This window comes from Caballeronia sp. LZ065 (genome assembly GCF_031450975.1).
Classification (GTDB): Bacteria; Pseudomonadota; Gammaproteobacteria; order Burkholderiales; family Burkholderiaceae; genus Caballeronia.
In genome coordinates this window covers 1016778-1035863 of the sequence record NZ_JARUXV010000001.1, presented here as the reverse complement: position 1 = coordinate 1035863, position 19086 = coordinate 1016778, and the positions used below count along the sequence as shown (strand labels likewise).

The following is a 19086-nucleotide window of genomic DNA, read 5'->3' as shown; positions in this document are numbered from 1 at the left end:
CTTCAGGCTCCATGCGTGCGGCTCGTGCGGCCGGTCCGGCATGTTCAGCCATGGGCGTAGCTTCAACCGATCGGGCGAACCCGTCAATTCCTAAATCCGGGAAAGTGCTTTACAGCGCACATGGCAATGCGTAGCCCTGCTCATGGTCGCTTCGATCATTCATGGCGCCGCGTACGCGCCGGTGCCGTCCGGCCAGGGCGTGAGCAATTCGAACCCCTCCTCCGTCACGGCTACCATGTGCTCCCATTGCGCCGACAGCGAACGGTCCTTGGTCGTCACGGTCCAGCCGTCGCGCGACTGCTGCGTGGCGGCGCGGCCCGCGTTGATCATCGGCTCGATCGTGAACACGAGGCCCGGCTTGAGGCGCAATCCCGCGCCCCGCTGACCGTAGTGCAGCACTTGCGGGTCTTCGTGATACACCCGGCCGATGCCGTGGCCGCAATATTCGCGCACCACGGAGAAACCATCCCGGTGCGCCACGCTCTGGATTGCCGCGCCGATGTCGCCGAGCGTCGCGCCCGGGCGCACTTCGCGGATGCCGGCCACCATCGCCTCGTAGGTGGTTTCGGTGAGGCGGCGCGCCTCCGCGTTCGGCGTGCCGGCGAAGTACATGCGGCTCGTGTCGCCGTAGTAGCCGTCCTTGATGATCGCGACATCGATGTTGATGATGTCGCCGTCCTTCAGCTCCTTCGGCCCGGGAATGCCGTGGCAGACGACGTGATTCACCGAGGTGCACACGGTCTTCGGAAAGCCCATGTAGCCGACGTTGGCGGGAATGGCTTTCAGTTCGTCGACGATAAAACGGTTGCAGAGGGCGTCGAGTTCGTCGGTGGTGACGCCGGGACGGACGTGTTCGCCGATCATCGCGAGGACCTCGGCGGCCAGGCGGCCGGAAATGCGCAACTTGTCGATGTCGGCGGGAGTCTTGAGCGTGATGGCCATTGGGCGATGCAGATGGGTTCAAGCGGCCTCCGTGCGCGGCCTTCGACCCGATTTCAGGGGGACGGCGCACGAGGACAATGGGGCCGATGATAGCATTCCGGCGCCGCCCGGCCTTGGCCGGACGGGTCAGGACGCATGTGGCGGACGTGCACTCTTGTGATGCACGCGGGTTTGTGTTTTAGTGGCCCGGGTTCAGACTTTGCCGGAGCGTGACCACCTTGTCTCGATTTGCTTATCTGTTTGCTACCGTAGCGGGCGTCGCTGCCCTTGCCGCCTGCAGTTCGACGAGCGGTCCCGAATTGCGTGCGTCGAAGCCCGTGATTCATGTGTCGTCGGCGCGGCCCGCGTCGGACATTTCGAGCTGCCTGCAACGCATGATTCCGTCCGCGCAGACGACGCGCGCGCAGGGTTCGACCGAGCTGATGGTCGGATCGAATGCGTGGCTCGTGATCTTGACGCCTTCGGCGTATGGCTCGGAGGTGAAGGTGCAGCAGTCATCCAGCGACGATGGCGGCGTGCCGGAGCCGGAGCTGCGGTTTGATATTGCTCGGTGTACGACTTGAGTGAGGCGCTCGGCGGCGACGCGCGGCTGACGAAGCGTCGAGCGAGCCTGAAACGGCCCGGATCGAAAGCGTCAGGGCATGCAGATCGAGCACCGGCCAATGCAACCGGAATCGGGACGCGACGCGACAAGCGATGAGTGACGAGCTAGGCGCTCCATATCCGCTCACTTTCCCAGCCCGGCGGGAAACCTGCAGCGCGGATGCTCACGAGCTTCGACTGCGGGAAAGCGAGGCAATGCGTTGTCACTGCATCAGACCACCCGCTTTCCGGGCAAATGACTCGCAGCAGGGTTCGGAGGATGCACAGCGTGCCGTACGTCCTCCGCCTTGCAAACTCATCTTTCGCCAGGTGGTGGAGGGTTTGGTGAAATTGAGTGTCGGGAAGCTTCGGCGGTTCGGGGTGGTTACGATTCCACAACCGGGAATGATGCGCCGCGACGTTTCGCACGAAGTTGATCGTGCGTAACCATGACGCCAGATGCTGTCCGTTGATTCCGTATCGGCTTGCGATCTTGTTCTGATCGCCGTACTTCATCCCAGCGAAAAATCTGGACAGTAAGCCGAAGTCCCAAATCTCCGTGGCGACCCAGATCGGAAGCGCTGCGCCGTATTTCTGCGCATGATGGGCGACGAAGTCTTCCTTGCGACTTTTCCTCAGTGCCTCTTTGTATTTTTCCAGCCACTCTTGATGTCGCGTGAGCCCCCTCGGGCCCTGTCGTTTCTGGCAGAAATTCGCGTCCAGATGGACGGTTGATTCATGTGCGCGACGATGCCGCCGCCCAAGCAAATGCGCGATATCGACGCGCACCGCGACCTCGACTCTCTCAATGGCGTCGAGGACGAGAAACCTCAATTTCCTGTCGAACTCGTAGAGCGCCTCGGCCAGTTCGAACGATGCTCCGTCGAGAAAATCATCGTTGCGGCGGACATCGCTGCCTGGAGTCGGGACGCGAAGCGGGAACCAGTAGCCAACGAGACGGTAATAGCCGATTCTTTGCAGCGTTGCTAAAGCCGCGGCATCGTCACCAACAGCCAAGTTTCGCGATCTCAGGAGGTCCAGTTGGTCTGCGTAAGGGCGGTGCAGTTTTAGCGGAGAGAATTCCGGCTTGTTGGTTGCCGTCATGCAAGGATCGGTCGCCACAAATGGAAATCCCCCACATGGGACACCCATCTTTCGATCGGGCTCAGAGGTGAGGGACATATTGGGGATCGATTCTAAATGACCCACAGAAACCGTCAACAAGGAAAATCAAATCGAGATGATCGCCACATAGGGGCATGGCTTTAAAGCGCCGAAATGACAAAAGGCCACCCAATGGGTGGCCTTTCAATTTGATGCTTTCGATGTTCTTGGCGGAGAGGGTGGGATTCGAACCCACGGTACGGGAAAACCGTACGCCTGATTTCGAGTCAGGTACATTCGACCACTCTGCCACCTCTCCGTCTACCCTTTCGGGCCTTCGTCAAGCGGGTCGTTGCTCAGCGAAGAACGAAACTATATCGAAGTCTCCGGGCCTTGCCAAGCCTCTTTTGCCAACCTTCAGCAAAATAAGCCTGGTCCCAGCGTCAGGCCGCAGCCGCCGCTTCGATACGCTCCTGCCCACGCATGTAAGGACGCAACGCGGCGGGAATCGTCACCGAGCCGTCCGCGTTCTGGAAGTTCTCCAGCACCGCGACGAGCGTGCGGCCCACCGCCAGTCCCGAACCGTTCAGCGTGTGCACGAACTCCGGCTTGCCTTGGGCATTGCGGAAGCGCGCCTGCATGCGGCGCGCCTGGAAGGCTTCAGTGTTCGAGCAGCTCGATATCTCGCGATACGTGTTCTGCGCCGGCAGCCAGACTTCGAGGTCGAAGGTCTTCGCCGCTGAAAAGCCCATGTCGCCCGTGCACAGCGTAATCACGCGATACGGCAGCTCCAGCTTCTGCAGAATGGCTTCGGCCTGGCCGACCATCTCGTCGAGCGCAGCGTACGAATGCTCGGGCGCCACGACCTGCACCATCTCCACCTTGTCGAACTGATGCTGGCGGATCAGCCCGCGCGTATCGCGTCCGTACGAACCCGCTTCCGAACGGAAGCACGGCGAATGCGCGGTGAGCTTCACGGGCAGCGCGCCTGCGTCGAGAATGCTCTCGCGCACGGTGTTCGTCAGCGAGATCTCTGACGTGGAAATGAGGTACTGCGTGACCGTGTTCTCCTCGCCGCCCTTCTCCACGCGGAACATGTCGTCCGCGAACTTCGGCAGCTGGCCCGTGCCGTAGAGAATCTCCGGATTCACGATGTACGGCGTGTACGCCTCGGTATAGCCGTGCTGCTCCGTGTGCGTGTCGATCATGAACTGCGCGAGCGCGCGATGCAGCCGCGCAATCTGTCCGCGCAGGAGGGTGAAGCGCGCGCCCGACAGCTTCGCGCCCGTTTCAAAATCGAGGCCGAGCGGCGCGCCGACGTCCACATGATCCTTCACCTCGAAGTCGAACGCGCGGGGCGTGCCCCAGCGCCGCACCTCGATGTTCTGCGTCTCGTCGCGGCCCACCGGCACGCTTTCGTGCGCCACGTTCGGCACGGTGAGCATCAGGTCCGACAGGCGCTTCTGCACATCGTCCAGCTTCGCCGCCGATTCCTTCATGGTGTCGCCGATCCCGCCCACTTCCGCCATCACCGCCGAGGTGTCCTCGCCGCGGCCTTTCATCGCGCCGATCTGCTTCGAGAGGGTGTTGCGGCGCGACTGCAGGTCTTCAGTGCGCGTCTGGATCTCGCGGCGCTCGGCTTCGAGCGCGGCAAACGCGGCGACGTCGAGCGTGAAGCCCCGGTCGGCGAGGCGCTTCGCGACGCCGTCCAGGTCTTTGCGGAGGGTTTGGATATCGAGCATGGCGGGGCTGCTGTATTGAGTATTCGTGAAACGTCGATTCTAGCGCACGGCCAGCGCCGGCCGGGACCGGCACGAGCCCTCAGCGCTTCTTGTCATCGCGATGCTCGCGCCGCCACGCTTGGTCGAGATCGGCAAGCCGCGCAAGCTTCTCGCCGATCTTTCCCTCGAGCCCGCGCGGCGTCGGCTGATACCACGCCGGCTCGCGCATGCCGTCGGGCAGATAGGTTTCGCCGGCGGCATAGGCGTCGGGTTCGTCGTGCGCGTAGCGATATTCGTGGCCGTAGCCGAGTTCCTTCATCAGTTTGGTCGGCGCGTTGCGCAGATGCACCGGCACGCCGCGCGACTGATCACGCCCGACGAAGCGGCGCGCCTCGTTGTACGCGTTGTAGCCGGCGTTCGATTTCGGCGCGACCGCCAGATAGATCAACGCCTGCGCGAGCGCCAGTTCGCCTTCCGGCGTGCCGAGCCGTTCATAGGTCTCGGCGGCGTCGAGCGCAATGCGCGCGCCGCGCGGATCGGCGAGCCCAATGTCCTCCCACGCCATCCGCACGATGCGCCGCGCCAGATAGCGCGGGTCCGCGCCGCCGTCGAGCATGCGGCAGAACCAGTACAGCGCGCCGTCCGGATTGCTGCCGCGCACCGACTTGTGCAGCGCGCTGATCTGGTCGTAGAACGCGTCGCCGCCCTTGTCGAAACGGCGCAGGTTCTCGGCGAGCGCGCTGCCGAGCAACGCGCCGTCGACGTCGCTCTGCTTCTGCTGCGCTGCCGCGCGCGCGACGATCTCCAGATTGTTCAGCAGCTTGCGGCCGTCGCCGTCGGCGGAACCGACCAGCGCATCGCGGGCCTCGTCCGTGAACGTGAGCCCGCCCAGTTCCCGGCTCGCGCGCTCGAGCAATTCCTTCAGCTCGTCCGCGTCGAGGCTCTTCAGCACGTAGACCGCCGCGCGCGACAGCAACGCGCTGTTCACTTCGAACGACGGATTCTCGGTCGTCGCGCCGACGAACACGAACAGGCCGGACTCCACGTGCGGCAGGAAGGCGTCCTGCTGGCTCTTGTTGAAGCGATGCACCTCATCCACGAACACCAGCGTCTGATGTCCGTTCGCGCGATGAATCTGCGCCGTCTCCACGGCCTCGCGGATATCCTTGACACCGGACAGCACCGCCGAAAGCGAGATGAACTGCGCGTGGAACGCGTCGGCCATGAGTCGCGCGAGCGTGGTCTTGCCGACGCCGGGCGGGCCCCACAGGATCATCGAATGCGCTTCGCCCGATTCGAACGCGACGCGCAAAGGCTTGCTCGGGCCAAGCAGGTGTTTCTGGCCGATCACGTCGTCGATGGTGCGGGGGCGCAGGCGCTCGGCGAGCGGAACGGTGCCACGGTTTTCTTCGAACATGGGCTGTGCGATGCAGGTTGACGCGGTTGGGTGGATCGCGGCGATAATCTCGCGCTTCCTGACAGAAGCGCCGGCCGGTGGCGTAACGGGTCATTATGACAGCCGTACCGCTCATGCAGCGGACGCGCCCGCCGGGCACAGTCTCGACAACACCTCGACCATATGAGGACGCAATCCGATGGGGCAAGAGCACACCACGAACGCCGCGGCGCACGGCGAAACGTCCACCTACGCGCCGCTCACCCCCGTGCCGCCCGAACGGCGCGCCTTCGCCACGAGCGACGCCTTCGCGCTGTGGTTCTCACTCGGCATCGGCCTGCTGGTCGCGCAGGCGGGCGCGCTGCTGGTGCCGGGGCTGTCGCTGCCGCATGCGCTTTTGGCGATCGGCATCGGCACGGTGGTCGGCGTCGTGCTGCTGGCGCTCGCGGGCGTGATCGGCACGGACACCGGCCTCGCCGCCATGTCGTCGCTGCGGCCGACGCTCGGCGTGCGCGGCGCCTCCGTGCCGGCGGTGCTCAACGCGGTCCAGCTGGTCGGCTGGGGCTCGTTCGAGATCATCGTGATGCGCGATTCCGCCGATGCCCTCGCGAAGCAATCCTTCCACTTCTCGATGCCCATCATCTGGACGCTGATCTTCGGCGCGCTCGCCACGCTGCTCGCGGTCAGCGGCCCGTTGTCCTTCGTGCGGCGCTTCCTGCGCACCTGGGGCATCTGGCTGCTGCTCGGCGGCGCGGGATGGCTGACGTGGAACCTGCTCGCGAAGCACGATCTCGCCGCGCTGATGGCGCGCCCCGGCACCGGTGAGATGGCGTTCGGCGCGGGCATCGACCTGGTGGTCGCGATGCCGCTGTCGTGGCTGCCGCTGATCGCCGACTACACGCGCTTCGGCCGGAGCGCGGGCGGCACCTTCCGCGGCACGCTGCTGGGCTACGGCATCGCGAATCTCTGGTTCTACGCGCTCGGCGCCATCTACGGTCTCGCGGCCGGAGGCGGCGATGCGCTCCTCACCACCGCGTTCGCGCAGGCGGGCGGCGGTCTGGCGCTGTTCCTGATCCTGATCGATGAAACCGACAACGCCTTCGCCGACATCCACTCCGCCGCCGTTTCGACGGGCACGTTCTGGGCGCGCGCCAGCGTGCCGCTGCTGTCGTGCGCGTTCGGGGCGTTGTGTACGCTGGTCGCGCTGGTCGTCGAGATGGGCAAGTACCAGAACTTCCTGCTGCTGATCGGCTCGGTGTTCGCGCCGCTCTTCGGCGTGGTGCTGGCGGATCACTTCATCGTGCGCAAGCGCCGCATCGACACCGCCGTGCTCGCCGACACCACCGGCCGCTATGGCTATTCCGGCGGCTGGCATGTGAGCGCATTCATTGCGTGGGCCATCGGCATTGCCGCGTATCACGCGATCAACCAGTGGCTGCCGAACCTCGGCGCGACGCTGCCCGCGCTTGCACTGGGCGCGGTGTGCTATCTGCTGCTTTTGGCGGGACGGCGGCGCGCGTACGCATAAGGCCACGAGCAAGCCGGTCGATCAACGCGCCGCGCGATACTCGACGCCCGGCAGCACGCACAGCAATTCGAAGGCGAGATTGGCGCCGAGCAGCGCCGTGGTGCCGAACGGATCGTAGGGCGGCGCGACTTCCACCAGATCCGCGCCGACGATGTTCAGCCCGCGCGCGCCCCGCACGATTTCCAGCGCCTGCGGCACCGTCAGCCCGGCGATTTCCGGCGTGCCCGTGCCGGGCGCGAAGGCCGGATCAATGCCGTCGATGTCGAACGTGATGTAGACCGGACCGTCGCCCATCTGCGCGCGCACTTCCTCCATCAGCGGCGCGAGCGACTTGTTCCAGCATTCCTCCGTCTGCACGACGCGAAAGCCTTGGTCGCGGCACCAGTCGAAATCGCCGGCTTCGTAGCCGGTGCCGCGCAGGCCGATCTGCACGACGCGGGAGCAGTCCAGCAAGCCCTCCTCCACTGCGCGCCGAAACGGCGTGCCGTGCGCGATCTTCTCCCCGAACATGGTGTCGTTGACGTCCGCGTGAGCGTCGATGTGGATCAGCCCGACCTTGCCGTGCTTCGCGTGGATCGCGCGCAGGATCGGCAACGCGATGGTGTGGTCGCCGCCGAGCGTCAGCGGCGTGCAGTCGTGCTGCAGGATCTCGCGATACGCGCGCTCGATGCGGTCGATGGAATCGAGCAGGTTGTATGGATTGATCGCGACGTCGCCGATATCCGCGACGCGCAGCGAATCGAACGGCGCCGCGCGCGTCGCCATGTTGTACGGCCGCAGCAGCACGGATTCGCTGCGCACCTGACGCGGGCCGAAGCGCGCGCCCGTGCGGTTGGACGTGCCGAGATCGAACGGCACGCCGACAAAGCACGCATCCAGCCCGGCGGCGGACGGGACATGCGGCAGACGCATCATCGTCGTGATGCCGCCGCAGCGCGGCATCTGGTTGCCCGACAGCGGCTGCGGGCGTTCGGCGCGGGCGTCGAGAAAGTGGGAATCGAAGTGTTCTGCGGGGGCAAACAGCGCGGAAGTATTCATGGCGTCGGATGAATCAGGATGGAGGTGCTGCCATTCATAGCCGCTTTCTTGCAGCGTTAAAATGACGACAAAAACAACTTCACATCGATTTTTATCGATGTATCGGCGGCCCGCATGTTCACTCACTTGTCCGATCTCGATCTGCGGCTGATCCGCGTGTTCCTCGCCATTGCCGACGCGGGCGGCGTGTCCTCAGCACAGGCGACGCTCAACGTCGGGCAGTCGACCATCAGCACGCAACTCGCGACGCTCGAAACCCGGCTCGGCTATCGCCTGTGCGAACGCGGCCGCGGCGGCTTCGCGCTGACCTCGCGCGGCGAACAGTTCGTCGAGGCATGCCGCACGCTGCTCGCGGCCATCGACACCTTCGATTCCACCGCTCGCAACGTCGGCAAGACGCTGGTCGGCACGCTCACGCTCGGGATGATCGGCAATACGCCGGTCAGCGCGAACGCACGCGTCAGCGAAGCCATCGCGCGGTTCCGGCAGCGCGATGAATCCGTGCGCTTCGCGGTGCTCGTGCGCTCGCCGGGCGAACTCGAGGAGATGCTGCTGGCGGGACGCATCCAGATGGCGATCGGCTATTTCTGGCATCGAGTGCCGTCGCTCGAATACGTCGAAATCTTCGCCGAGGAACAGCTCGCTTACTGCGGCCGCGGGCATCCGCTGTTCGCGCGCGCGGGACGGGTCCGCATGAGCGAGGCCGATGCGCACGACTGGGCATGGCGCAGCTATCCGTTGCCCGAGGCCGGGACGCTTGCGCCACGACTCGTCGGCGCGGTGGCGGACAACATGGAAGCCGTCGCGATGCTCGTGCTGTCGGGACAGCATCTCGGTTATCTGCCCGAGCATTTCGCCGCGCCGTATGTGAAGGAAGGACTGCTCGCGCCGCTGAATCCCAAAGCGATGCGCTATCGCGTCGCGTTCCAGATGGTCACGCGGGCACGGCGTGCGGGCGGCGCGCGTGAGGCGAAACGCGAGATCGTCGATGCGTTCATCGAAGACATGCAGGCCGCGCACGGCTGATATTGCGCACAGGCAAGTGTTTTAAGCCGTCAACAGCTCATCAGCAGGCATGACAATTTTCTACACATTGAATACCGGAATCGTATTGATCAGGCAATACGACTTCTCCTAATATCGATTCATGGACATCTCAAAATTGAACGCGATAACGGAGCCATACGACCGGAAGCGCGCTCGATTGCCACGCTGACTGACCATCGCGGACAGGCGGCGCCTTCTTTCAAGACGAGGGAACCATGATCGACGCAAAGCTGGGTAGGGCACGAAGTGCCGGACAACTCGTTCTGGCCAGCGCGGTGAGTTACTGCGCCATGGCGAGCGCGGGCACGAACGGCGGCGTCATCACCTTCACGGGATCGATCGTGGCCTCGTCGTTCGATGTATCGGTCGGGTCGGGGAATGCCGTTGCAACCGCCTCCCCGAAACGGATCGACCAGACGAGCGGGCGCACCGCGCACGTCATGTTTTCCGCCGAGCCCGGCGAGTCCCCGAGCGCCGCAGTGTCGACATCGGTGATCGGCCACAGCCCGGCATCCGGCGCGCGGCTGCTCGCGACCGGCTTCGTCGACAGCAAGGGGAACACGATGCCGTCCGATGCGGGCGGCACTTACCACGTAGGCAGGCTCGGCGGCACGCTATCGATGCACGCGCTCGACGACACGCCTGCCTCCGTGACCCGCGTCCTGCTGACGACGAGCTACAACTAAGCTGCAAAGAAAACGGCCCGGCGGGCGCCGGGCCATGGTCATCAAGCGTTGATCAGCCGTTGATCAGCCGTTGATCAGCCGTTGATCACGTCCGCGCCCTTCGGCACGGTGAACTTGAACGCATCGCTCTTCATGGGCGGGTTCTTCTGGATGTTCGAGAACGTGAGCAGCGTGACATTGCCGAACACGTCGTGCAGTTCCATCGCTTGCAGGTTGCCGTCCTTGAAGCCGATGCCAACGGTCTCGAACTGCGTGTCCTTCGCCTTCGGCGTGAGTTCGAGCCAGTCGATGCCGCCCTTCTCGCCCGCGTCGCGCAGGTTGAAGTTCTTGTCCAGATCGTTGCTGCCGAACAGGATCGCTGCCGGGCTCGCACCCAGCGCGCCGCCGAGCGTGCGCACGGTGACCTGGTTCAGATCCTTGTCGTACACGTAGAGCTTGTCGCCGTCCGCCTGCAAGACCTGCGCATACGGCTTCTGATACGACCAGATGAACTTGCCCGGCCGCGCGAACATGAACGTGCCGCTCGACGTCGCGCCCTTGGTCGGAACGGTCGTCGACGTGGCGCCGTTGTTGGCCTTGCCCGGCGCCTTGATTTCCTGCTGCGTGAAGTCGCCGCGCGCCGCCTTGACCTGCGACACGAACGCCTTCAGCTGTTCGGTGCCGCTTGCGAAGGCGTGCGACGCCAGCAGCATCGACGCTGAGAACAATGCGGCGCTCAGGACCTTGAGCGTGCGGCTCCCCGTATGGTGTTGCATCGTGGTGTTCTCCTTGTGTTTCGCGCCGCGCGTCATTCGGCGTCGCGTGCCGGCGTCAGGATTTCGCGGTTGCCGTTCGACGACATCGCCGACACCAGCCCCGAATTCTCCATCTGCTCCAGCAGGCGCGCCGCGCGGTTGTAGCCGATGCGCAAGTGCCGCTGCACCAGTGAAATGGACGCGCGACGGTTCTTGATGACGACCTCGACGGCCTGGTCGTATAACGGATCGGACTCGTCGTCCGCGCCGCCGGTTCCGTTCGCACCGGCCGAGCCCTCGTCGCCCTCGCCGGCGAGGCCGCCTTCAAGCAGGCCCTCGATGTAATTCGGCTCGCCTTGCTCCTTCAGCTTGTCCACCACGCGATGCACTTCCTCGTCCGACACGAACGCGCCATGCACGCGCACCGGCATGCCCGAACCCGGCGGCAGATAGAGCATGTCGCCCATGCCGAGCAGCGATTCCGCGCCCTGCTGATCCAGGATCGTGCGCGAGTCGATCTTCGACGAGACCTGGAACGCCATCCGCGTCGGCACGTTGGCCTTGATGAGGCCGGTGATCACGTCCACCGAAGGCCGCTGCGTCGCGAGAATCAGGTGGATGCCCGCCGCGCGCGCCTTCTGCGCGATGCGCGCGATCAGTTCCTCGACCTTCTTGCCGACGACCATCATCAGGTCGGCGAGTTCGTCGATCACGACCACGATGTTCGGCAAGCGCGTCAGCGGTTCCGGTTCGTCGGGCGTCAGGCTGAACGGGTTCGGAATCTTTTCGTCGCGCTTCTTCGCGTCCTCGATCTTGCTGTTGAAGCTCGCGAGATTGCGCACGCCCATCTTGCTCATCAGCTTGTAGCGGCGCTCCATTTCGGCGACCGCCCAGTTGAGCGCGTGACCGGCCTGGCGCATGTCGGTGACGACCGGACACAGCAGATGCGGAATGCCTTCATAGACGCTCATTTCGAGCATCTTCGGGTCGATCAGGATCAGCCGCACCTGTTCCGCGCTCGCCTTGTAGAGCAGCGAAAGAATCATCGCGTTGATGCCGACCGACTTGCCCGAGCCCGTCGTGCCCGCGACCAGCAAGTGCGGCATCTTGGCGAGATCGGCGCAGACCGGATTGCCACCGATGTCCTTGCCGAGACCCATGGTCAGCGGCGATGCGCCGTTCGCATAGACTTCGGAGCCGAGGATCTCGGACAGCTTGACGGTCTGGCGGCGCTGATTCGGCAGCTCGAGCGCCATGTAGTTCTTGCCCGGAATGGTTTCGACGACGCGGATCGACACCAGCGACAGCGAGCGCGCCAGATCCTTTGCGAGGCCGACGATCTGGCTGCCCTTCACGCCCGTGGCGGGCTCGACTTCATAGCGCGTGACGACCGGACCCGGATACGCCGCGACAACGCTCACCTCGACACCGAAGTCCTTCAGCTTCTTCTCGATGAGACGCGAGGTGTATTCGAGGGTATCGGCGGCGATGGTTTCCTGGTTCTTCGGCGGTGGGTCGAGCAGCGCGAGCGGCGGCAAGGTGGAGTCGCCCGGCAGGTCCTTGAAGAGCGGCACCTGCTTTTCCTTTTCCGCGCGTTCCGAGCGCGCCGGCGTGGGCACGGCGGGCACGATCATCACCGGTTCGTGATCTTCGCTTTTCTCGCGCGAACGCACGACCTTGCCTTCGCGCTTGACCGCGGCGGCCTCGCCGAGCTTGCGGTCGCGGCCGGCCTCGCGGCGCAGCTGCGCGCCGGTGATCGCGTTGAGAATGCCGTCGCCGACCTTCTCGCACACCGAGAGCCACGAGAAGCGGAAATACAGCGAGAGCCCGATGGCGAGCGCGATCAGCAGGAACAGCGTGGCGCCGGTGAAGCCCAGCGCGTGCGACACATGGCGCGCGACCATGTCGCCGATCACGCCGCCCGGCGCGCGCGGCAGTTGCACCTTGAGCGACCACATGCGCAAGGCCTCGATGCCGTCGGAGGCGAGCAGCACGAGCACGAAGGCGAAGGCTTCGGCGAGCCAGGTACGGTCCTTCGGCGCGTCGTCCTCGACGACCGGCGGTTGCGTGATGCGCCGGTAGTTCGCGATGATGCGCCGCGCGAGCAGCACGATCAGCCAGTAGGAGGAGAGCCCGAACACGAGCAGCAGGATGTCGGACGTATAGGCGCCGACGCGGCCCGCCCAGTTCGCGATGCGCTCGACGCTGACCGCGTGGGTCCAGCTCGGGTCCCTGCGGCTGTACGAGAGCAGCGCCATCACGAGGAACAGCCCGAGCGCGACCTGGAGGATCCAGCGAATTTCGGTGAAGAGCCGCGACATGCGGTGCGGCAGTGCCTGCGGGCTCGCGGAATAAGGTGCTTTGGCCATTGATTCGATGCTTGGTGTCGCCTGCTTGCGGCCTCGCCGGCCGGGGCGCCGGGACCGCCTGGAACGGTGGCCTATTGTAAACGCTGCATTGCGGGGAACGGCGTAAAAACGGCCGGCGCTTGCAACCTGTAACACACGTCACGCGGGCGTCATGGGCGCGCCTTGCCCGTACCGACCGCGCGCCGCGCCTATCGGCGCAATTGAAAGGTTCACTCGGAAGGCTTTTCGAGGCACCTTTATAATCCCCGTTTTGCACTCAAATACGGTTCATCGGAAGCGCTCCCGCGCCTCCACGCGGCCACGAGCCGCGCGGCGGGCGTCGATATTGCTGCGGTTCGCGCATGGCGGCCAGCGCCCAGCCGCGCCGGCCACGCTGCCGCAAGCTCTTTCCGCGCGCTTTCGAGCCGACCATCAAAAACGGACCAATATCATGTCTTCGCCCAAACACGCCAAAGTGCTGATTCTCGGTTCCGGCCCCGCCGGCTACTCCGCCGCGGTCTATGCGGCGCGCGCGAATCTGTCGCCGCTGCTCATCACCGGCCTCGCCCAGGGCGGCCAGCTGATGACCACCACGGACGTCGAAAACTGGCCGGGCGACCCCTCGGGCGTGCAGGGCCCGGAACTCATGCAGCGTCTCGAAGAACACGCACGCGCCTTCAATACGGACATCGTGTTCGATCACATCCACACCGCCAGGCTCAATGAAAAGCCGATGCGGCTTATCGGCGATTCGGGTGAATACACCTGCGATTCGCTGATCATCGCGACCGGCGCGTCGGCGCAGTATCTCGGCATGCCGTCGGAAGAAGCGTTCATGGGCAAGGGCGTGTCCGCCTGCGCCACCTGCGACGGTTTCTTCTACCGCAACGGTGAAGTCGCGGTGATCGGCGGCGGCAACACCGCGGTCGAGGAAGCGCTCTATCTGGCAGGCATCGCGAAGAAGGTGACGGTGATCCATCGCCGCGACAAGTTCCGCGCCGAGCCGATCCTGATCGACCGCCTGCTCGCGAAGGAAAAGGAAGGCGTGGTCGAGATCAAGTGGAACCACGTGCTCGATGAAGTCACCGGCGACCAGTCCGGCGTCACGGGCCTGCGCGTGAAGCACACGCAGACCGGCGCGACCACCGACGTCGCGCTCCAGGGCGTGTTCGTCGCGATCGGCCACAAGCCCAACACCGATCTCTTCATCAATCAGCTGGAGATGAAGAACGGCTACATCATCACGAAGGGCGGCACGACCGGCGACGCCACGTCCACCAGCCTTCCCGGCGTGTTCGCGGCGGGCGACGTGCAGGATCACGTGTATCGCCAGGCCATCACCAGCGCGGGCACGGGCTGCATGGCCGCGCTCGATGCGCAGCGCTACCTCGAGAGCATCCACGAAACGGCGACCCCGCATTCGATGAGCCACGAAGCGGATCGCTGATCCGTCGGACCGCGCGCGCGGCGAGCCGCTAGAATGTGATCGGCCCGCACGGTGCGCGAGGCGCTTCGCGCACCGTCCAGGAAGCTTGCAGAACGGGCCACGGTTCACGCCGCCGGCCCGTTTTTTTTGCGGCAGGCGCGCGGCGGGCAGGCCTGCTCTTCGTGACTGGCACGCGCGCCTCATCCTCGACTCAGTTTTCAGACGTTCCAACTGGCCGAACGATGCCGAAGAATCACCCCCATCCGAACGAACCGAAAGCCCGGCGCAAGCCTGTGCCGCAAACGGCTCAGCCAGTCGAGCCGGCCAAGCCTGCCGACGTCGCAGCCGCCGTGCGGCGCGACGGCCTCGCGGGTCTCTCGACGCTCAAACGCGCGCTCAAGGCCGACGCCGAGCAGCGCGAAATCCAGCGCGTCGCGGCGGCGCGCGCCGAGCGCGAGAACGTCGCGGATGCCGGTGAATTCCGCCGCGCCATCGACTCGATCGGCGCTGTGGAACCGCTGAAGACCCCGCCCCGCACGACGCTGACCCGCGTGCCGCCCCCGCCGCTGCCGCTGCAGAGCCGTCGCGATGAGGAAGCCGTGCTCCAGGAAGCGCTGTCGGACGAATACGATCCCGAAAGCCTGCTCGATATCGACGAAACGCTGTCCTTCAGCCGTCCGGGCATCAGTCAGGAAGTCGTGCGGAAACTGCGGCGCGGCGCGTGGATCGTGCAGGCGCAACTCGACCTGCACGGCATGCGGCGCGAGGAAGCGCGCGAGGCGCTGGCGGAGTTCATCCGCGAATCGGTGAAGCGCGGGCTGCGCTGCCTGCGCGTGATCCACGGCAAGGGACTCGGCTCGATCGGCCGCGAACCGGTGCTGAAAGGCAAGGTGCGCGCGTGGCTCGTGCAGAAGTCGGAGGTCATCGCGTTCTGCCAGGCGCGCCCGCACGACGGCGGCGCAGGCGCCGTGCTCGTGCTGCTGCAGCCGGGCGGCACTTCGCGTCAGCACAACCATCCGCAGGATCGCGGCGGCGAAGGCAAGTCCAGGCCGAGGCCCGAACGTGCATCCTAGACTGACGCTCGCGATCACCATCATGGAGGCGCTCGCGATCTTCGCGTACGCCTTCTCCGGGCTCATCGAGGCCCGCAAGCGCCGGCTCGACGCGGTCGGCGCGTTTCTCGTCGCCCTCGTCACGGCGTTCGGCGGCGGCACGGTACGCGACGTGCTGCTGTCGCGCCGGCCGTTCTACTGGGTCGAGCATCAGGACTACGTGCTCTTCATCTTCGCGATGGCGATCTTCGCGCCGCTGTTCCTGCGCGTGACCTCGCGCCTGTTCGACCAGCGCGCGCTGCTGGTCACCGACGCGATCGGCCTCGGTCTCTTCAGCGTTTCGGGCACGTCCATCGCGCTGGATGCGCAAATGCCCGCCTTCACCGCGACGATGATGGGCGTCGTCACCGGCGTGTTCGGCGGCGTCATGCGCGACGTGCTGTGCAACGAAGTCCCGCTGATCCTGCGCGATTCGCGTCCCTACGCCGTGTGCGCGTTCGCGGGCTGCTGGATCTATCTCGGACTGGAGCGGCTCGACGTCGACACAATCTACAACGTGCTGCTGTCGACGGCGTTCATCCTGCTCGCGCGCCTCGTCACCTTCAAGCTCGACATCCGGCTGCCGCACTAGACGCCCTGGGGCACACACCGCGAAGCAGGCGGGAAAACCCCTCGTTTTGCTACAATCGCTTCGTTTCCCGCCCCGTCTACGGCCACGGCGCGTATCCGCCCCAGGTCGCCACTACGCACACAGAACATGAACATCGAGCAAGCGCGTTTCAACATGATCGAGCAACAGATTCGTCCGTGGGAAGTGCTGGACCAGGACGTGCTCAATCTGCTTTCGATCGTCAAGCGTGAGAACTTCGTTCCCGCCGCGTACCGCAACATTGCCTTCGCGGACCTCGAAGTGCCGCTGCCCGGCGGCGAACGCATGCTGGCGCCGCGCGTCGAGGCGCGCATCCTGCAGGAACTCGCGGTTCACAAGGGCGAGACGGTGCTGGAAATCGGCACGGGATCCGGCTACATGGCCGCCCTGCTCGCGCATCGCGGCCGCAGCGTGACGAGCGTCGAAATCTCGCCGGAACTGGCCGACCTCGCGCGCCAGAATCTCGCGGCGAACGGCGTGACGAACGCCCAAGTGGTCACCGGCGACGGCGCGCGCGGCTGGACCGACGGCGCGCCCTATGACGTGATCTGCGTGTCCGGCGGCCTGCCGGTCATGCCGCAGGAATTCCTCGAATTGTTGAAGATTGGCGGACGTATCGCGGCGTTCGTCGGCGTGGCGCCGGTCATGAAGGCGCAGATCGTGACCCGTGTCGATGAAAAGCAGTTCCGCGTGTCGGACGTGTTCGAAACGCTGGTCGCGCCGCTCAAGAACGCGGTGCATCCGTCGCTGTTCCGCTTCTGATTGCGCTTCGCGCCGCCGTGCTTTCACGGCGGCGCCCCCCAGTCCCTTGCTGTTCTAGCTGTCGCCTTTCGAAGATCTCCATGCAAAATCTCACTGCACCCGAACTCGCCGCGTGGCTGGCCGATTCCTCGCGCCCCGCGCCCGTTCTGCTCGACGTGCGCGAGCCCTGGGAAGTCCAGACGGCGAAGCTGGACAACATCGTGTCGATTCCGATGCGCGACATTCCCGCCCGCAGCGAAGAACTCGACGACGACGCGCAGATCGTCTGCATCTGCCATCACGGCGCGCGCAGCGCACAGGTCGCGATGTTCCTGGAATCGCGCGGCTTCACGCAGATGTTCAACCTGTACGGCGGCATCGACGCGTGGTCGCGTCAGGTCGATCCGGCGGTGCCTACGTACTGATACGTCATCCGGCGCTCGACCACAGCGCCGTGCCGTTCGCGGCATAGATGACCAGATGGCCGTCCTTCTGGATCAGCGCAACCGCGCCCGGATGACCCGACGTGCCGGTCTGCCACACCCGCGCGCCGTTCCTGTCGTATAGCGCCAGATTGCCGTCTTCCTGCATGCGGACTTCGGCGCCCGGCGCGCCCGCGCTCTGCGACGACCACACGACCGCGCCGTTCTGCATCGCGACGAGATAGCCGTCCGCCTGCACTGTCAGCGTGACGCCGCCGCTGCACGCCGCCAGCGAACCACCCACGCCGAAACCTTCACCTGCCGTCAGACGCCCGCAGGCGCCCGGCGCGTTGACGCGCGGCAGCGCCGCGAACCCGTTCAGGTCGGCTGCGTTCGCGATGGCCTGCGCGCCCGCGTCGTTGGGATGCAGATGGTCGCCGCTGTCGAACGCCGGCGCATACGCGGCCTGATTGCCGGCGTCACCGGTAGCCCCTGCCTGGTCGAGCACCGCATCGCAGCCGCTGCCGGCGCGATCGCGCAGGAACGCGTTGATCTGCTCGCGCGTGGCCTCGATGGCCGGCGTCCATTCCGCGATGCCTTTGAAGGGCGTCAGCGTCGAGCAGATCACGCCGAGCCGCGCGGCGTGCGCCTGCCCGATCACACGCCGGTAGGCGTCTTCGAGTTGCGGCGCCGTGGGCGGATCGGCGTGGACGAGATTGTTGACGGCTTCGTCCGAGACAATCACCCATTTCACGTTCGCCTGCTTCAGCACGTCGCGGGCAAAGCGCGTGAGACCGGCCTGACCCGCCTGATCAGTGAAAAAATCGTTGCCGCTGATGGCCTCGCTCAGCACGCCGACCGTCATGCCCGCGCGCGCCAGCCGCACCGCCAGCCGGTTCGGCCAGCGCCGGTCGGCGTTCGCCGTGGTCCCGAGTCCGTCCGTGATCGACGCGCCGAACGCGACCACCGCGCCCGTCGCGGCGGCATTCATCACGTCGATGCCCGTCAGGAAATAGACCGACTGCCCGCCCGCCGCATTCGCGACGCCGCCGGAAAATGCGGCATCTCCGCTCACGTCGCCGGGCGCGATATAGACGTCCTGCAAGCCGAGATCGTGGCCGGTCGAGTGCGGCAGCGTCTTCGACGGCACATGCAGGCTCACGGCGAGATCGGCGAGCGCGGGCACGTCGAAGGCGACGGCATCGCTTTGCACCGATTCGCCCGCCGGAATCGTGACGTAGGACTGGCCGCTGAACGTGACCGGGCGATCGCTGCCCGCGACCGTCCCCGCCCCGCGTGCGCGTCGCGCAAGATGCACGTCGCCGATCGTCACGGGCTGCGTGCCGTACAGGTTCGAGAGCGTCACCCGCGCCGCCGTACCGCCGATGCTCGTATGCACGATGTGCCGGATCGTCTGGTTGTCGAAGCCGTCGTCGGACGCGACGGACGGCGCGATGGACCACGTGCCGGTCCATTGCGCCTGGGCGAAGACCCTCGGCGCGACGGACCCAAGAGCGGCCATCGCCAGCCATCCGACCACGAACCTGCGCAGAACCGGCTTCATATCCGCCTCCGTTTCCGGCCGGACGCCGGAGCAATGCGGTTTTCTGCAGAGCGATCGTGCATTCGTCGTACCTGCGGCGCGCGCGGGCATGGCACTACATCCAAGA

General features: G+C 65.5%; 17 protein-coding genes and 1 tRNA gene. 9 read left to right on the top strand and 9 right to left on the bottom strand.

Annotated features, from left to right (window positions below; translation table 11 throughout):
• Nucleotides 1-159: 159 nt before the first annotated feature.
• Complete coding sequence (gene map / locus QCE63_RS04805; protein ID WP_309831045.1) at nt 160-942, bottom strand: type I methionyl aminopeptidase; 783 nt, start codon at nt 940-942, stop codon at nt 160-162.
• A 209-nt stretch (nt 943-1151) separates the two neighbouring features.
• Here map and QCE63_RS04800 point away from each other — a divergent pair, with 209 nt between their 5' ends.
• Nucleotides 1152-1505, top strand: coding sequence for a hypothetical protein (locus QCE63_RS04800; protein WP_309831043.1), 354 nt, complete (start codon nt 1152-1154; stop codon nt 1503-1505).
• 145 nt (nt 1506-1650) lie between these two features.
• Here the strand turns inward: QCE63_RS04800 and QCE63_RS04795 are convergent, their stop codons facing one another.
• The 4 genes from QCE63_RS04795 to QCE63_RS04780 all read right to left on the bottom strand — a co-directional run bounded on the left by QCE63_RS04795 (nt 1651) and on the right by QCE63_RS04780 (nt 5766).
• Complete coding sequence (locus QCE63_RS04795) at nt 1651-2628, bottom strand: Abi family protein (RefSeq protein ID WP_309831041.1); 978 nt, start codon at nt 2626-2628, stop codon at nt 1651-1653.
• A 228-nt stretch (nt 2629-2856) separates the two neighbouring features.
• Nucleotides 2857-2947: transfer RNA gene (locus tag QCE63_RS04790), tRNA-Ser, on the bottom strand.
• Nucleotides 2948-3071: 124 nt separating this feature from the next.
• Entirely contained in the window at nt 3072-4370 is a 1299-nt protein-coding gene (serS, locus tag QCE63_RS04785; RefSeq protein WP_309831039.1) for a serine--tRNA ligase, read from the bottom strand.
• A gap of 79 nt (nt 4371-4449) precedes the next feature.
• The gene (locus QCE63_RS04780; protein ID WP_309831037.1) at nt 4450-5766 is read right to left on the bottom strand and encodes a replication-associated recombination protein A; all 1317 of its coding nucleotides are present in this window, start codon (nt 5764-5766) and stop codon (nt 4450-4452) included.
• A gap of 178 nt (nt 5767-5944) precedes the next feature.
• Between QCE63_RS04780 and cytX the strand changes: the two genes are divergently transcribed.
• Nucleotides 5945-7273, top strand: a complete 1329-nt coding sequence (gene cytX / locus QCE63_RS04775) for a putative hydroxymethylpyrimidine transporter CytX (RefSeq protein ID WP_309831035.1) — start codon at nt 5945-5947, stop codon at nt 7271-7273.
• Between the two features lie 21 nt (nt 7274-7294).
• On the opposite strand, the gene speB is transcribed toward cytX, so the two are convergent.
• Entirely contained in the window at nt 7295-8311 is a 1017-nt protein-coding gene (gene speB / locus QCE63_RS04770; RefSeq protein ID WP_309831033.1) for an agmatinase, read from the bottom strand.
• A 114-nt stretch (nt 8312-8425) separates the two neighbouring features.
• Here speB and QCE63_RS04765 point away from each other — a divergent pair, with 114 nt between their 5' ends.
• Complete coding sequence (locus QCE63_RS04765) at nt 8426-9337, top strand: LysR family transcriptional regulator (protein WP_309831031.1); 912 nt, start codon at nt 8426-8428, stop codon at nt 9335-9337.
• A 236-nt stretch (nt 9338-9573) separates the two neighbouring features.
• Nucleotides 9574-10044 carry a hypothetical protein gene (locus tag QCE63_RS04760; RefSeq protein ID WP_309831029.1) on the top strand — a complete coding sequence of 157 codons (471 nt, stop codon included), beginning with the start codon at nt 9574-9576 and terminating at the stop codon, nt 10042-10044.
• Between the two features lie 74 nt (nt 10045-10118).
• Here QCE63_RS04760 and lolA read toward each other — a convergent pair whose 3' ends face one another.
• Together lolA and QCE63_RS04750 are read right to left on the bottom strand one after the other, a co-directional pair.
• Nucleotides 10119-10799, bottom strand: coding sequence for an outer membrane lipoprotein chaperone LolA (gene lolA, locus QCE63_RS04755; protein ID WP_309831027.1), 681 nt, complete (start codon nt 10797-10799; stop codon nt 10119-10121).
• Nucleotides 10800-10831: 32 nt separating this feature from the next.
• Nucleotides 10832-13147, bottom strand: coding sequence for a DNA translocase FtsK 4TM domain-containing protein (locus QCE63_RS04750; RefSeq protein WP_309831025.1), 2316 nt, complete (start codon nt 13145-13147; stop codon nt 10832-10834).
• Nucleotides 13148-13577: 430 nt separating this feature from the next.
• Here QCE63_RS04750 and trxB point away from each other — a divergent pair, with 430 nt between their 5' ends.
• The 5 genes from trxB (at nt 13578) to QCE63_RS04725 (ending at nt 17419) form a co-directional block, all read left to right on the top strand.
• Nucleotides 13578-14573 (top strand): thioredoxin-disulfide reductase, encoded by a 996-nt coding sequence (gene trxB / locus QCE63_RS04745; RefSeq protein WP_309831022.1) that lies wholly within the window; start codon nt 13578-13580, stop codon nt 14571-14573.
• A gap of 221 nt (nt 14574-14794) precedes the next feature.
• On the top strand, nt 14795-15625 hold the full coding sequence (locus tag QCE63_RS04740; RefSeq protein ID WP_309831020.1) for a Smr/MutS family protein: 831 nt from the start codon (nt 14795-14797) through the stop codon (nt 15623-15625).
• The gene (locus QCE63_RS04735) at nt 15615-16235 is read left to right on the top strand and encodes a trimeric intracellular cation channel family protein (protein ID WP_309807554.1); all 621 of its coding nucleotides are present in this window, start codon (nt 15615-15617) and stop codon (nt 16233-16235) included. Before QCE63_RS04740 ends, QCE63_RS04735 begins: the two co-directional genes overlap by 11 nt.
• A 126-nt stretch (nt 16236-16361) precedes the next feature.
• Nucleotides 16362-17015 (top strand): protein-L-isoaspartate O-methyltransferase, encoded by a 654-nt coding sequence (locus QCE63_RS04730; protein ID WP_309831018.1) that lies wholly within the window; start codon nt 16362-16364, stop codon nt 17013-17015.
• 80 nt (nt 17016-17095) lie between these two features.
• Nucleotides 17096-17419 carry a rhodanese-like domain-containing protein gene (locus QCE63_RS04725; RefSeq protein ID WP_309831016.1) on the top strand — a complete coding sequence of 108 codons (324 nt, stop codon included), beginning with the start codon at nt 17096-17098 and terminating at the stop codon, nt 17417-17419.
• A gap of 4 nt (nt 17420-17423) precedes the next feature.
• Here QCE63_RS04725 and QCE63_RS04720 read toward each other — a convergent pair whose 3' ends face one another.
• Entirely contained in the window at nt 17424-18980 is a 1557-nt protein-coding gene (locus QCE63_RS04720) for a GDSL-type esterase/lipase family protein (RefSeq protein ID WP_309831015.1), read from the bottom strand.
• Nucleotides 18981-19086 lie beyond the last annotated feature (106 nt).